The organism is Streptomyces sp. NPDC002809 (assembly GCF_040295435.1).
Classification (GTDB): domain Bacteria; phylum Actinomycetota; class Actinomycetes; order Streptomycetales; family Streptomycetaceae; genus Streptomyces.
The window spans coordinates 1-13,697 of sequence record NZ_JBEOVJ010000056.1; the positions used below are offsets into that span (position 1 = coordinate 1).

Consider the following 13,697-nt stretch of genomic DNA (forward strand, 5'->3'; position numbering starts at 1 on the left):
TCCGGCCCCCGGTGTCCGCCGCCGGGGAGCAGCCGCCCCGGGCCCGCCCCCTACCCCCCCCGCCGGGCTCGCGTGCGCCGGCCGGGGTGGGTCAGCGGCCGGCTATGACCTCCGCCGCCGCGCGGCCGCAGACCCTGGCCGCGCCGTGGGTGGCGATGTGCAGGGCTCCCCTGGGTTCGGCCTGGGGGACGCCCATCTCGACCACGATCGTGTCCGGACGTGCCGCCAGCACCGCGTCGAGGGCCTCGGTCATCCACGGGTGGCGGTGCGCGTCGCGGACGACCGCGACGATGCGCCGCTCCCCCGCGGCCCGCAGCACACCGGCCGCGGTCGCCCCGGTCTCGCTGCTGTACGTGTCGGTCCCGGTGCCCGGCACCAGCCGGGCCAGTTCGGCGGCGACGCCCCACGGGGTCTCGTCGCCGACCGCGATGTTCGCGACCGGGGTGAACGCGGCGACGTACGCCGGTCCGGTGAGCGGCTCGCCCGAGCCGGTCACCTTCACGGCGCGGCGGGCGGCGGTCAGACCGATGTCCGAGCCGATACCCGTGCTGTTTCCGGTGCCGGACGCGGTCCCCTCCTGCGCTGCCGCGCCCGGCTCCGGGGCAGCCCCCCTGGCCCGCTGCGTCCAGGACGCGAGGGCCCGTACGCGGGCGGCGGCGTCCGCCAGCCGCTCCTCGGGCAGTTCACCGGCACGGACCGCCGCGACCAGCGCGTCGCGCAGGCGCAGGACCGTACTGTCGTCGTCGAGACCGCCGCCGACGCAGAGCGCGTCGGCGCCCGCCGCGATCGCGAGGACCGAGCCGCGCTCGATCCCGTACGTCGAGGCGATGGCCTGCATCTCCACGGCGTCGGTGACGATCAGGCCGCCGTAACCCAGCTCCTCGCGCAGCAGACCGGTCAGGATCTGCGGGCTCAGGGTCGCCGGGCGGTGCGGGTCGAGCGCGGGCAGCAGGATGTGCGCGCTCATCACCGACTTGGAACCCGCTGCGATGGCCGCCCGGAAGGGCACCAGCTCACGGGCGTGCAGGGTCTCCAGGTCCACGTCGATGCGGGGCAGCGCGTGGTGCGAGTCGACCGCGGTGTCGCCGTGCCCCGGGAAGTGCTTGGTGCAGGCGGCCACGCCGGCGGCCTGGAGGCCCTCGACATACGCGGCGGTGTGGCGGGCGACCAGGTGGGGGTCGGCGCCGAAGGACCGCACCCCGATCACCGGGTTGCCGGGGTTGGAGTTGACGTCGGCGGAGGGCGCCCAGTTGAGGTTGACGCCGCAGTCGGCGAGCCGGCGGCCCAGCTCCTGGGCGACGGCGCGGGTCAGTGCGACGTCGTCGACGGAGCCGAGCGCCAGGTTGCCGGGGAAGGACGAGCCATGACGCACCTCCAGCCGGGTGACGTCGCCGCCCTCCTCGTCGATGGCGACGAGCACGTCGTCCCGCTCGGCGCGGAGCTGCGCGGTGAGCGCGGCAAGCTGCTCGGGGGTCTCGATGTTCCGGCCGAACAGACCGACGGAGGAGAGTCCTTCGCCGACCCGGCGCAGCAGCCAGTCCGGGGCGGTGGTGCCGGTGAAGCCCGGCTGCAGGACGGCGAGGGCGTCACGGGTGACGGTGTCCGTGGTGGAGATGAGGGTGGTCATGACGCGGCGTTATCCCTTCACGGCGCCATCGGTAAGACCGCTGACGGCCTTGCGCTGGAGGTAGATGAAGAGGATCAGGATCGGGATGGCGAAGAGCGAGGAGGCAGCCATGGTCGCCCCCCAGTCGTCACCGAACGCGGTCTGGAACTGCGAGAGCCAGAGCGGCAGGGTCTGGGACTCGATGTCCTTGTTGAGGATGAGGACGAGGGGGAACTCGTTCCAGGCGGTGATGAATCCGAAGAGCGAGGTCGCCATCAGGCCGGGACCGAGCAGCGGCAGGATCACCTTCCTGAACGCCTGCGGGCGGGTACAGCCGTCGACCATGGCGGACTCCTCCAGCTCCTTCGGCACCGCGGCGACGTAGCCACGCAGCGTCAGGATGGTGAAGGGCAGGACCATCATCATGTAGAAGACCGTCAGCGGCACCAGGCTGTTCAGCATGTCGGCATCGCGGACCAGCATGTAGATGGCGATGACCATGACTTCCCAGGGCGCCATCTGCGCGATCATGAACGTCAGCAGGATGCCGCGGCGCCCCTTGAAGCGCATGCGCGACATCGCGAACGCCGCCAGCAGCGCGATCACCAGTGAGGCGACCACGGAGAGGATCGTCACCGTGAACGAGTTGCCGACCAGGGTCCAGAAGTGGTCGGCCGCCATGGCCTTCTTGAAGTGGCTGAAGGTGATGTCGGTGGGGAACCACACCGGGGTGTCCGTGATGATGTCGCCGGTCGGCTTGAAGGCCGTGCTGAACATCCAGTAGACGGGGAAGGCGAAGCCTATGAAGAGGACGACAGCCGTCAGGTTGGGCCAGATCCGGCCGAACAGTGAGCGCTTCACAGCTCGTCCTCCTCTTGCTTGAGTACGGTGCGCAGGTAGTAACCGGTCATCGCCAGCAGGACGATGATCGTCAGGAACGAGATGGCCGCACCCATGCCGAAGTGCTGGTTGCCGACGCCTTCGACGAACGCGTAGACGGGCAGGGTCTCGGTGAGCCGGTCCGGGCCGCCGCCGTTGATCGCGAAGAGCTGGGCGAAGGACTTGAAGACCCAGATGACTTCGAGGAACGTCGTGGCCAGCAGGAACGGCTTGAGGAACGGGAGCGTCACCAGGGTGAAGCTCTTCCAGGAGTTGGCGCCGTCGAGGGAGGCGGCCTCGTACAGCTCCTTGGGGATCGTCGTCGACGCGGCGTACAGGTTGATCGCCACGAACGGGATGGATTGCCAGACGATCACCAGGGTGACCAGCGAGAACGTGGACAGCTGACTGCTCGTCCAGTTGAAGTCGGCCATCGAGTGCCAGCCGAGGCCGTCGAGGACGTAGTTGACGACTCCGAACCGCTGGGCGAACAGCCACTGGTAGACCGTGGTCGCCGCGATCATCGGCATGGCCCAGGCCAGCACCAGGCCCAGCATGAGCACCAGCCGCATCCGCTTGCCCAGCCGTGCGAGCAGGAGACCGATCAGCATCCCGAGCACCATGATCAGGACGACGTTGGCGGCGGTGAAGACGACCGACCGCTCGACAACCCTCCAGAAGTCCGAGCTGCCGAGGACTTCCTTGTAGTTGTCGACGCCGTTCCACTCGGTCAGGTGGAGGATCAGCTGGCGCGGATTGAGGTTCTGGAACGACAGCATGCCGTTCTTGACCAGGGGGTAGCCCAGGAGCACCGCTGTGACGAGCAGTGCGGGCAGGAGGAGGAGGTAGGGGGCGGAGCCACCGGACCGCTCCTTGCTCGATGCGGCGGGGCCGCCGGAAGGCGCGTCATCCTTGCGGACGCCGGCTGCCGGGACCGAGTCCACTTTTTCGGTCTGCACTGACATGCTCGCCATCTCTGTCTTGGGCCGTACGGTCGAGTCACGCGGGTGCGCCGGGGGGCGGTCATTGCCCGCCCCCCGGCGCGTGCGATCAGCTCTTCTGCGAGAGACGCTTGTTGATCTCCGCCTCGACCGCCTTGGCGGCGTCGGCCGGGGACTTCCCGTTCAGAACCGCGGTCATGTAGCTCTTGATCGGGTTCGGCGCGTTCTCGACAGCGGCCCACTCGGGGATGAGCGGGGTGGTGCCGCCTGCGGCGGCGGCCGGGGCGGCAGCCTCGGCGGCGCCGTTTCCGACCAGGTTGGAGTTGAGCGACTCCTTGTTCGGGATGACGCCGTTCTCCTTGGCCAGCTGGCCTTCGAACTGGTCGGACAGGGAGAGCTTCAGGAACTCCTTGGCGAGGTCCTGCTTCTTGCTGCCCGCGGCGACCGCGAAGTTCGAGCCACCGAGGAAGACGCCCTCGGGCTTGTCGGCGGTCTCACCCGGGATGGTGAAGTAGCCGATGTCGCTCTCGATCTTCTTGTTGGCCGCGATGGCCGTGCCGGCTTCCCAGCCCATGCCGATGAAGGCACCGACGTTGCCCTTGGCGAAGACCTCGGCCTGCTGCGGGGTGGCCTCGTCCTTGTCCTTGGGGGCCTTGGAGTAGGCCTGGTACTTCTTGTAGAGCTCCATGGCCGCGGTGACCTTGGGGTCGGCGAGGTTGGAGACGTACTTGTCCCCTTCCTTCTTCACCAGGTCCGCGCCCTGACCGATGGTCAGGCCGTCGAAGAAGTACCAGTTCTGGCCGGGCAGGTAGATCGGCTCGGCCTTGCCCTTCTTCTTGATGGCTTCCAGGTCCTTGAAGAACTCGTCCCGCGTCTTCGGGGTGTCCGTGATGCCGGCGTCGGCCCAGACCTTCTTGTTGTAGATGACGACGCGGTTGGCGAAGTACCACGGGGCGGCGTACTGCTTGCCGTCGAAGACCGAGGACTCGTTGAGTGCCTCGACCCAGTCGCCGCCGATCTCCTTCTTGAGGTCGCTCAGGTCGGCGAGGCCGCCGGTGGCCGCGTACGCCGGGGTCTGCGTGTTGCCGACCTCGATGACGTCCGGCGGGGTCGACTCGGAGAGAGCCGTCGTGATCTTCTGCTGGATGCCGTCCCACTTCTGGGTCTGGAACTTCAAGGTGGCGCCGGTCTTCTTCTTGAAGGCGGCGGTCAGGTCCTTGGTCCAGCCGGGAGGCGTCGAGCCGTCCATGGCCCAGACGGTCAGCGTCTGGCCCTTGTAGCTGTCGGGGCCGGTCTTCTTGCCGCTTTCGGCCTTGTCGTCCGAGCCACAGGCAGTGGCACCGGCCAGCAGAGCCACGACACCAATAGCCGCGATGAGTCCGCGCTTCACGACACCCTCCTCAGGGATGCAAGAGAATTCCCCCCACCACCCGAGAACGCCGTCCGTCGCACAATTACGTACGACGGGTACTGCCCGTGGGGCTGGGACCTGGTCTTTAATGGTTTAGACCAGTACCGGGAGCTTGGCCTAGACCTTTAGGGGTGTCAAGGGTGTATAAGAAGTGCACTCGCGTCCGTTACAGGACCGACACCTGAGGGAGGGCGACGAGCCGTGACCGGACCGTGCCACCATGTGAGCCGCTACAGACGGAGGAGCCGGTGACGGCAGCAACGCAGCAGTCGGGAAGGCGGGCCATGGGTGCCGACGGGGGCAGCAGTACGGAGAACGAGACGGGCTCGGGCGTGGGTACACGTACCGCGCGCGTCCCGAAGTACTACCGGCTGAAGCGGCATCTGCTCGACATGACGGACACGATGCCGCCGGGCACTCCCGTGCCCCCGGAGCGGACCCTGGCCGCCGAGTTCGACACCTCGCGCACCACCGTGCGCCAGGCCCTCCAGGAACTGGTCGTCGAGGGCCGGCTGGAGCGCATCCAGGGGAAGGGCACCTTCGTCGCCAAGCCGAAGGTCTCGCAGGCCCTGCAGCTGACCTCGTACACCGAGGACATGCGCGCCCAGGGACTGGAACCGACGTCCCAGCTACTGGACATCGGCTACGTCACGGCCGACGACATGCTCGCCGGACTCCTGGACATCACCACGGGTGGCCGCGTACTGCGGATCGAGCGACTGCGCCTGGCGAGCGGTGAGCCGATGGCGATCGAGACCACCCACCTCTCGGCCAAACGCTTTCCCGCGCTGCGGCGTTCGCTGGTGAAGTACACGTCTCTCTACACGGCCCTGGCCGAGGTGTACGACGTACGGCTGGCCGAGGCCGAGGAGACCATCGAGACCTCCCTGGCCACCCCCCGCGAGGCCGGCCTGCTCGGTACGGACGTGGGTCTGCCGATGCTCATGCTGTCCCGGCACTCGCTGGACGGGCAGGGTGAGCCGGTCGAATGGGTGCGCTCGGTCTACCGGGGCGACCGCTACAAGTTCGTGGCCCGCCTGAAGCGGCCGCTGGACTGATCCGTCCGCGTCACCGCCCATCCGCACAGCCCTCGTGGAACCGTTCCCACGGGGGCTGTTCGCTGCCCCGCGAGCCCCCCGCCCGCCGGTTGGCCTGGACCAACTCTCCGACGTTTGAGGCCATTGCGACCAACTGTCCGAAACCGAAGGACCGTTGTCGGACCGCAATGCGGACAGGGGGTGACGGTGGGCGGAACCCTCGCCTAGATTTCCTGCGCATTACACCAGGTGCTCAGCGAGGGGACGGAGTCGCCGCCATGCCGGAAGAACCAGAAGGAAAACCACCCACAGTCACACCCATGAGGGTGGTCATCGCCCTCTGCCTCATCGCGCCGTTCGTGGCGATGCTCTGGGTGAGTTCGTACGCCAAGGTCGACCCGACCTTCATCGGGATCCCGTTCTTCTACTGGTACCAGATGCTCTGGGTGCTGATCTCGACGGCGCTCACGATGCTCGCGTACAAGCTGTGGCAGCGTGACCAGCGCGCCCGCAAGGGGGGTGCGTCAGCATGAAGGACGGCGTGAACGGCGTCGCACTCGGCGTCTTCATCTTCTTCTTCCTGGCCGTCACGGTCGTCGGCTTCATGGCCGCCCGGTGGCGCAAGGCCGAGAACGAGGCCAGCCTCGACGAATGGGGGCTGGGCGGAAGGTCGTTCGGCACCTGGGTCACCTGGTTCCTGCTCGGCGGCGACCTCTACACCGCGTACACCTTCGTCGCCGTTCCCGCGGCGATCTACACGGCGGGCGCGGCCGGCTTCTTCGCGGTGCCCTACACCATCCTGGTGTACCCGCTGATCTTCACCTTCCTGCCGCGCCTGTGGTCGGTGTCGCACAAGCACGGCTACGTCACCACCTCGGACTTCGTCCGCGGCCGCTTCGGCTCCAAGGGGCTCTCGCTGGCGGTCGCCGTCACCGGCATCCTCGCCACGATGCCCTACATCGCACTCCAACTCGTCGGTATCCAGGCGGTTCTGGATGTGATGGGCGTCGGAGGCGGCGAGAACACCCACTGGTTCGTCAAGGACCTTCCGCTGCTGATCGCGTTCGCGGTGCTCGCCGCGTACACGTACTCCTCCGGCCTGCGCGCCCCGGCGCTGATCGCGTTCGTCAAGGACGGCCTGATCTACCTGGTCATCGCCGTGGCGATCATCTACATCCCGATCAAGCTGGGCGGCTTCGACGACATCTTCGCCAAGGCGGGCGAGGCGTTCTCGGCGAAGAACGAGGCGGCCGGCAAACCGGTGGCCGGACTCGCGCCCGGAGCGGCGGGCCAGTGGGGTTACGCCACCCTGGCCCTGGGCTCGGCGCTGGCGCTCTTCATGTACCCGCACTCGATCACGGCGACGCTCTCCAGCCGCAGCCGTGACGTGATCCGCCGCAACACGACGATCCTGCCGCTGTACTCGCTGATGCTGGGGCTGCTCGCGCTGCTCGGCTTCATGGCGATCGCCGCCGGCGTCAAGGTGGACAACGGCCAGCTGGCGATCCCGCAGCTGTTCGAGAACATGTTCCCCGACTGGTTCGCGGGCGTCGCCTTCGCCGCCATCGGGATCGGCGCCCTGGTGCCTGCCGCGATCATGTCGATCGCCGCGGCGAACCTGTTCACCCGCAACATCTACAAGGACTTCCTGAAACCCGACGCGACGCCCGCGCAGGAGACCAAGGTCTCCAAGCTGGTGTCGCTCCTGGTGAAGGTCGGCGCGCTCGCCTTCGTCCTCACCATGGACAAGACGGTCGCGATCAACTTCCAGCTGCTCGGCGGGATCTGGATCCTCCAGACGATGCCGGCCCTGGTCGGCGGGCTGTTCACCCGGTGGTTCCACCGCTGGGCGCTCCTCGCGGGCTGGGCTGTCGGCATGGTCTACGGAACGGCCGCCGCGTACGGGGTCGCCAGCCCGACCCAGAGCCACTTCGGCGGGTCCTCCAAGGAGATCCCCGGCCTCGGCGAGATCGGCTACATCGGACTGACGGCCTTCGTGCTGAACGTCGTGGTGGTCGTCGTCCTCACCTTCGTCCTGAACGCCGTGAAGGCGCCCGTCGGGGTCGACGAGACCTCCCCGGGTGACTACACCGCGGACTCGGGCGACCCGGGCGTGAAGACGGAGCTCCCGCCGGCCACCGCCGGTGCGCCGGGCGGCCACTGACCGCCACGTACGTGAACGGGCCGCCGCACGCCTCCCGGGAGGGGTGCGGCGGCCCGTTCACGCGTCCCGCGGAAATCGCATGCGGCCACGGGCCGCCGGTACGGCAGACTTCCGCCCATGGACATAGCTATCCGGCCGGTCGAACCCGCCGAGCACGCGCTCCTCGGCGAGATCACCGCCGAGGCCTATCTCGGTGACGGGCTCCTGGACTACGGCGCCGACGATCCGTACCTGGAGCAGCTGCGCGACGTACCCCGCAGGGCCGCCGAGGCCGAGGTGCTGGTGGCCGCCGACGCGCGGGGCCGCGTCCTGGGCGGGGTCACCTACGCCCGGCCGGGCAACCCGTGGGCCGACATCGCGGCCGCGGACGAGGCCGAGTTCCGGATGCTGGCGGTCTCCCGCGAGGCCCGTGGCGCCGGGGCGGGCGAGGCGCTCGTACGGGCCTGTATCGACCGCGCACGGGGCACCGCGGGGGTCACGGGGCTCGTCCTGTCGACGCAGCCGGCCATGCTCGGAGCCCATAGGATCTACGGGCGCCTCGGCTTCGTACGGACGCCCGAGAGGGACTGGAATCCCATCGACGACCTCAAGCTGCTGACGTACCGTCTGGACCTCCGGCCCCTGCCGTAAGGGCGCACCAAGATCTCGTACGACACAACATGTGGGGGCTGCCGCATCCGGCAGCCCCCACATGTATGCTCGTGCTCGCTGTCGCCGCAGGGAAATCCGGTGCGAATCCGGAACTGTCCCGCAACGGTGTGTTCGGTGTGCTTTTGCGCACCCCCCAGTCCGAGGACCTGCCGACAGCGCATCCGGCTCGACCGATCCGGATGCCCAGACGTCCGGGCCTCGTGGATGGGCCGGTGGACGCCGCACGGAGCGCTGCCCTGCCGGGTCCCGCTCCGCCCGGCTGCCCCCGCTCCCCGAAGGCCCCGAGCCGAGCGAGGGAGAGCACCGCGTGACCATCGCGCCAGCCGATCCGGTTTCAGCGGCCGAATCAACGGGAACCACGAGCGACGGACCCGGGACCGCACTGCTGCGGACCCTGACCGACCTCACCGCCGATCTGCCCGACACCGACCCCGGACGCGTCGCCGCCGCCGCACTGCGCGGCCGTAACGCCCGGTCGGACGAGGCGGAGCTGCGCTCGCTGGCCACCGAGGCCGCCGCGGGCCTGATCTCCGAGGACCCCGCCTACTCCCGGCTCGCCGCCCGTCTCCTCACCCGCACCATCGCGGACGAGGCGGCCGGGCAGGGCGCGACATCGTTCTCCGCATCGGTTGCCGTCGGGCACCGCGAGGGCCTGATCGCGGACCGCACGGCCGAGTTCGTGACGCTCCACGCTGCCGCCCTGGACGCGCTGGTCGGGCAGTCGCTCGCCGCCGGCGCCGACGACCGCTTCGGCTACTTCGGCCTGCGCACCCTGCACAGCCGCTATCTGCTGCGCCACCCGCTCACCCGGCAGGTCATCGAGACGCCGCAGCACTTCATGCTGCGCGTCGCCTCCGGGCTCGCCGAGGACACCTCCGAGCGCGCCCTGGCCGAAGTCGCCGCGCTGTACGGTCTGATGAGCCGGCTGGACTACCTGCCCTCCTCCCCCACGCTCTTCAACTCCGGCACCCGGCACCCGCAGATGTCCTCCTGCTATCTGCTGGACTCGCCGCTGGACGAGCTGGACTCGATCTACGACCGCTACCACCAGGTGGCGCGCCTCTCCAAGCACGCGGGCGGCATCGGCCTCTCGTACTCCCGGATCCGCGCCCGCGGTTCCCTGATCCGCGGCACCAACGGGCACTCCAACGGCATCGTCCCGTTCCTGAAGACGCTCGACGCCTCCGTCGCCGCGGTCAACCAGGGCGGCCGGCGCAAGGGTGCCGCCGCCGTCTATCTGGAGACGTGGCACGCGGACATCGAGGAGTTCCTGGAGCTGCGCGACAACACGGGCGAGGACCAGCGGCGTACGCACAACCTCAACCTGGCGCACTGGATCCCCGACGAGTTCATGCGCCGCGTGGACACGGACGGCACCTGGTCGCTGTTCTCCCCGGCCGACGTGCCCGAGCTGGTCGACCTGTGGGGCGACGAGTTCGACGCCGCCTACCGCGCGGCCGAGGCCAAGGGCCTGGCCCGCAAGACCATGCCGGCCCGTGAGCTCTACGGCCGCATGATGCGGACCCTCGCCCAGACCGGTCAGGGCTGGATGACGTTCAAGGACGCCTCCAACCGGACCGCGAACCAGACCGCCGAGCCGGGCCGGGTCGTGCACTCCTCGAACCTGTGCACCGAGATCCTCGAAGTCACGGACGACGGCGAGACTGCCGTCTGCAACCTCGGCTCGGTCAACCTCGGCGCGTTCGTCGCCGACGGCGCGATCGACTGGGAGCGCCTGGACGCCACCGTGCGTACGGCCGTGACCTTCCTCGACCGGGTCGTGGACATCAACTTCTACCCGACCGAGCAGGCCGGCCGGTCCAACGCCCGCTGGCGTCCGGTGGGGCTGGGCGCGATGGGCCTGCAGGACGTCTTCTTCCAGCTGCGGCTGCCGTTCGACTCCCCCGAGGCCCGCGCCCTGTCGACGAAGATCTCCGAGCGCATCATGCTCGCGGCGTACGAGGCGTCCTGCAACCTCGCCGAGCGTTCGGGACCGCTGCCCGCCTGGTCCGAGACGCGTGCCGCCCGCGGTGTGCTGCACCCGGACCACTACGACACCGAGCTGAACTGGCCGGAGCGCTGGGACGCCCTGCGCGCCCGGGTCGCGAAGACCGGTATGCGCAACTCGCTGCTCCTGGCCATCGCGCCGACGGCGACGATCGCCTCGATCGCGGGCGTGTACGAGTGCATCGAGCCGCAGGTCTCCAACCTCTTCAAGCGCGAGACGCTCAGCGGTGAGTTCCTCCAGGTCAACGCGTATCTGGTGGACGAGCTGAAGAAGCTCGGCGTGTGGGACGCGCGGACCCGTGAGGCGCTGCGCGAGGCGAGCGGTTCGGTGCAGGGCTTCGCCTGGATCCCCGAGGAGGTGCGGGCGCTGTACCGCACCGCGTGGGAGATCCCGCAGCGCGGACTGATCGACATGGCGGCGGCCCGTACGCCGTTCCTCGACCAGAGCCAGTCGCTGAACCTGTTCCTGGAGACGCCGACGATCGGCAAGCTCTCCTCGATGTACGCGTACGCCTGGAAGCAGGGGCTGAAGACGACGTACTACCTGCGCTCCCGCCCGGCGACCCGGATCGCCCGCGCGGCGTCCGCCGCCCCGATCCCCGAGCAGGCACCCGCGCCCGACGCGGACGCGATCGCCTGTTCCCTGGAAAACCCCGAGTCCTGCGAGGCGTGCCAGTAATCATGCGTGACAAGAACCTTCTCGACCCGGGCTTCGAACTGACCCTGCGGCCGATGCGCTACCCGGACTTCTACGAGCGCTACCGGGACGCGATCAAGAACACCTGGCACGTGGAGGAGGTCGACCTCCACTCCGACGTGGCGGACCTCGCCAAGATGTCGCCCGCCGAGCAGCACATGATCGGCCGGCTGGTCGCGTTCTTCGCGACCGGTGACTCGATCGTCTCCAACAACCTCGTACTGACCCTGTACAAGCACATCAACTCCCCCGAGGCGCGGCTGTACCTGTCGCGGCAGCTCTTCGAGGAGGCCGTGCACGTCCAGTTCTATCTGACGCTGCTCGACACGTACCTGCCCGATCCGGACGACCGGGCGGCCGCGTTCGACGCGGTCGAGGAGATCCCGTCGATCCGCGAGAAGGCGCAGTTCTGCTTCAAGTGGATGGACTCGGTCGAGAAGATCGACCGGCTGGAGACGAAGGCCGACCGCCGTCGCTTCCTGCTGAACCTGATCTGCTTCGCGGCGTGCATCGAGGGACTGTTCTTCTACGGCGCGTTCGCCTACGTGTACTGGTTCCGCTCGCGCGGGCTGCTGCACGGCCTCGCCACGGGCACCAACTGGGTGTTCCGTGACGAGACGATGCACATGAACTTCGCGTTCGAGGTCGTGGACACCGTCCGCAAGGAGGAGCCGGAGCTCTTCGACGACGCCCTCCAGCAGCAGGTCACCGACATGCTGAAGGAGGCCGTCGAGGCGGAGCTGCAGTTCGGCCGTGACCTGTGCGGCGAGGGCCTGCCCGGCATGAACACCGATTCGATGCGCCAGTACCTGGAGTGCGTCGCCGACCAGCGGCTCACCCGGCTGGGCTTCCCGGCGGTGTACGGATCGGAGAACCCCTTCTCGTTCATGGAGCTCCAGGGCGTCCAGGAACTGACGAACTTCTTCGAGCGCCGCCCGTCCGCCTACCAGGTGGCCGTCGAGGGCACCGTCGGCTTCGACGACGACTTCTAGATTCGCGCCCAGGTTCTGACGTACGGACGCCGTGCGGCCCTCACCGGCTGTGCGGCGTCCGCCGTTCGCGGGGGTTCGGCGCTCCGGGCCCGTTCCGCCTCCCGCAGCTCAAGGCCGATGCGGCGTTCGCGGGCGATGCCGACCAGCACCGGCAGCAGAACGAGAGCGAAAACGGCGGAAATGCCAAGGACGTTCAGGAATGTGTTCATGCCTCTACTCTCGCCGGTCCGGGCCGATCGCGGCAGTGGCAGGACTGTCATGGAGCATCGAATTACTGCCACACTGAGGTCATGCTGAAAAACGTGGCCGCCCTGCTGCTCGACGATGTGAACCCCTTCGAACTCGGGGTCCTGTGCGAGGTGTTCGGACTCGACCGCAGCGAGGAGGGACTGCCGGTGCACGATTTCGCCGTGGTCTCCGCCGAGGGCCCGGTACTCCGCACCCATGCCGGATTCACCATCACCACCCCCCACGGCCTGGACCGCCTGGAGGAGGCCGACCTCATCGCCGTCCCGGCCGGCACCCACTTCGTGGACCGGGAGTACCCCGAGGAGGTCCTGGAGGCGCTGCGCCGGGCAGTGGACCGCGGGGCCAGGGTGCTGAGCGTCTGCTCGGGGGCGTACGTACTGGGCGCGGCCGGACTGCTGGACGGGCGGCGCTGCACCACCCACTGGCGCCACGCCGACGAGCTGGCCCGCCGCTTTCCGCGGGCGGTCGTCGAGCCGGACGTGCTGTACGTGGACGAGGGCCCGGTCATCACGTCGGCCGGCACGGCCGCGGGGATCGACGCCTGTCTGCATCTGGTCCGCCAGGCTTACGGGACCGCCGCCGCCAACACCATCGCCCGCCGCATGGTGGTGCCGCCGCACCGTGACGGCGGCCAGGCGCAGTACATCCAGCGCCCGCTGCCCCGCACCCGCTGCGATACGGTCGGCGGCACGCTCGCCTGGATGGAGCGCCACCTCGCCCAGGAGATGACCGTCGAGCAGCTGGCCGCCCAGGCGCACATGTCGCCACGCACCTTCGCCCGCCGCTTCCAGCAGGAGACGGGCACCACGCCGTACCGCTGGCTGCTGCGCCAGCGCGTGCTCCTGGCCCAGCACCTCCTGGAGACATCCGATGAAACGATGGACACGATCGCCGGGCAGACCGGCTTCGGGAACGCCGCCGCGCTCCGCCATCAGTTCGTACGCTCCCTCGGCACCACGCCGAACGCGTACCGGCGGACCTTCCGCGGCCCGACCGAATTGACCGAAGTCGCCTGATCATTCATAGATCTGACGTCGGATCATTCGTCCAACCGATTCCTTCA

General features: G+C 68.9%; 12 protein-coding genes and 1 riboswitch. Of the genes, 7 read left to right on the top strand and 5 right to left on the bottom strand.

Annotated features, from left to right (window positions below; translation table 11 throughout):
* Positions 1 to 91: 91 nt before the first annotated feature.
* From ABT025_RS27245 to ABT025_RS27260, 4 genes are all read right to left on the bottom strand, one after another.
* Positions 92 to 1,627 (bottom strand): glycoside hydrolase family 3 protein, encoded by a 1,536-nt coding sequence (locus ABT025_RS27245; RefSeq protein WP_350999762.1) that lies wholly within the window; start codon positions 1,625 to 1,627, stop codon positions 92 to 94.
* A 9-nt stretch (positions 1,628 to 1,636) separates the two neighbouring features.
* Positions 1,637 to 2,467 (bottom strand): carbohydrate ABC transporter permease, encoded by an 831-nt coding sequence (locus tag ABT025_RS27250; protein ID WP_350999765.1) that lies wholly within the window; start codon positions 2,465 to 2,467, stop codon positions 1,637 to 1,639.
* Positions 2,464 to 3,450: a carbohydrate ABC transporter permease gene (locus tag ABT025_RS27255; RefSeq protein ID WP_350999767.1), complete on the bottom strand. Its 987-nt coding sequence runs from the start codon at positions 3,448 to 3,450 to the stop codon at positions 2,464 to 2,466. Before ABT025_RS27255 ends, ABT025_RS27250 begins: the two co-directional genes overlap by 4 nt.
* An 85-nt stretch (positions 3,451 to 3,535) precedes the next feature.
* Positions 3,536 to 4,816, bottom strand: a complete 1,281-nt coding sequence (locus ABT025_RS27260) for an extracellular solute-binding protein (RefSeq protein ID WP_350999770.1) — start codon at positions 4,814 to 4,816, stop codon at positions 3,536 to 3,538.
* A 305-nt stretch (positions 4,817 to 5,121) separates the two neighbouring features.
* Between ABT025_RS27260 and ABT025_RS27265 the strand changes: the two genes are divergently transcribed.
* From ABT025_RS27265 to ABT025_RS27290, 6 genes are all read left to right on the top strand, one after another.
* Positions 5,122 to 5,895, top strand: coding sequence for a GntR family transcriptional regulator (locus ABT025_RS27265; protein ID WP_350999897.1), 774 nt, complete (start codon positions 5,122 to 5,124; stop codon positions 5,893 to 5,895).
* 257 nt (positions 5,896 to 6,152) lie between these two features.
* Positions 6,153 to 6,407 carry a DUF3311 domain-containing protein gene (locus tag ABT025_RS27270; RefSeq protein WP_350999774.1) on the top strand — a complete coding sequence of 85 codons (255 nt, stop codon included), beginning with the start codon at positions 6,153 to 6,155 and terminating at the stop codon, positions 6,405 to 6,407.
* Positions 6,404 to 8,038 (top strand): monocarboxylate uptake permease MctP, encoded by a 1,635-nt coding sequence (gene mctP / locus ABT025_RS27275; protein WP_350999777.1) that lies wholly within the window; start codon positions 6,404 to 6,406, stop codon positions 8,036 to 8,038. The genes ABT025_RS27270 and mctP overlap by 4 nt, the downstream gene beginning before the upstream one ends.
* A gap of 117 nt (positions 8,039 to 8,155) precedes the next feature.
* Complete coding sequence (locus tag ABT025_RS27280; protein WP_350999780.1) at positions 8,156 to 8,668, top strand: GNAT family N-acetyltransferase; 513 nt, start codon at positions 8,156 to 8,158, stop codon at positions 8,666 to 8,668.
* 78 nt (positions 8,669 to 8,746) lie between these two features.
* A riboswitch (adenosylcobalamin-variant (AdoCbl-variant) riboswitch) is annotated at positions 8,747 to 8,845 on the top strand.
* Positions 8,846 to 8,996: 151 nt separating this feature from the next.
* Positions 8,997 to 11,375, top strand: a complete 2,379-nt coding sequence (locus tag ABT025_RS27285) for a ribonucleoside-diphosphate reductase subunit alpha (protein WP_350999783.1) — start codon at positions 8,997 to 8,999, stop codon at positions 11,373 to 11,375.
* Positions 11,376 to 11,377: 2 nt separating this feature from the next.
* Positions 11,378 to 12,385, top strand: coding sequence for a ribonucleotide-diphosphate reductase subunit beta (locus tag ABT025_RS27290; RefSeq protein WP_350999786.1), 1,008 nt, complete (start codon positions 11,378 to 11,380; stop codon positions 12,383 to 12,385).
* Here the strand turns inward: ABT025_RS27290 and ABT025_RS27295 are convergent.
* On the bottom strand, positions 12,382 to 12,594 hold the full coding sequence (locus ABT025_RS27295; protein WP_350999788.1) for a hypothetical protein: 213 nt from the start codon (positions 12,592 to 12,594) through the stop codon (positions 12,382 to 12,384). The two genes, ABT025_RS27290 and ABT025_RS27295, sit on opposite strands and share 4 nt — an antisense overlap.
* A gap of 81 nt (positions 12,595 to 12,675) precedes the next feature.
* Here ABT025_RS27295 and ABT025_RS27300 point away from each other — a divergent pair, with 81 nt between their 5' ends.
* Positions 12,676 to 13,650: a helix-turn-helix domain-containing protein gene (locus ABT025_RS27300; protein ID WP_350999790.1), complete on the top strand. Its 975-nt coding sequence runs from the start codon at positions 12,676 to 12,678 to the stop codon at positions 13,648 to 13,650.
* Positions 13,651 to 13,697: the final 47 nt, after the last annotated feature.

Bases quoted from the DNA above. Each gene is read 5' to 3' on its own strand.
- ABT025_RS27245 (WP_350999762.1), bottom strand. From the start codon at position 1,627: ATGACCACCCTCATCTCCACCACGGACACCGTCACCCGTGACGCCCTC.
- ABT025_RS27255 (WP_350999767.1), bottom strand. From the start codon at position 3,450: ATGTCAGTGCAGACCGAAAAAGTGGACTCGGTCCCGGCAGCCGGCGTC.
- ABT025_RS27265 (WP_350999897.1), top strand. From the start codon at position 5,122: ATGGGTGCCGACGGGGGCAGCAGTACGGAGAACGAGACGGGCTCGGGC.
- ABT025_RS27270 (WP_350999774.1), top strand. From the start codon at position 6,153: ATGCCGGAAGAACCAGAAGGAAAACCACCCACAGTCACACCCATGAGG.
- mctP (WP_350999777.1), top strand. From the start codon at position 6,404: ATGAAGGACGGCGTGAACGGCGTCGCACTCGGCGTCTTCATCTTCTTC.
- ABT025_RS27280 (WP_350999780.1), top strand. From the start codon at position 8,156: ATGGACATAGCTATCCGGCCGGTCGAACCCGCCGAGCACGCGCTCCTC.
- ABT025_RS27290 (WP_350999786.1), top strand. From the start codon at position 11,378: ATGCGTGACAAGAACCTTCTCGACCCGGGCTTCGAACTGACCCTGCGG.
- ABT025_RS27295 (WP_350999788.1), bottom strand. From the start codon at position 12,594: ATGAACACATTCCTGAACGTCCTTGGCATTTCCGCCGTTTTCGCTCTC.
- ABT025_RS27300 (WP_350999790.1), top strand. From the start codon at position 12,676: ATGCTGAAAAACGTGGCCGCCCTGCTGCTCGACGATGTGAACCCCTTC.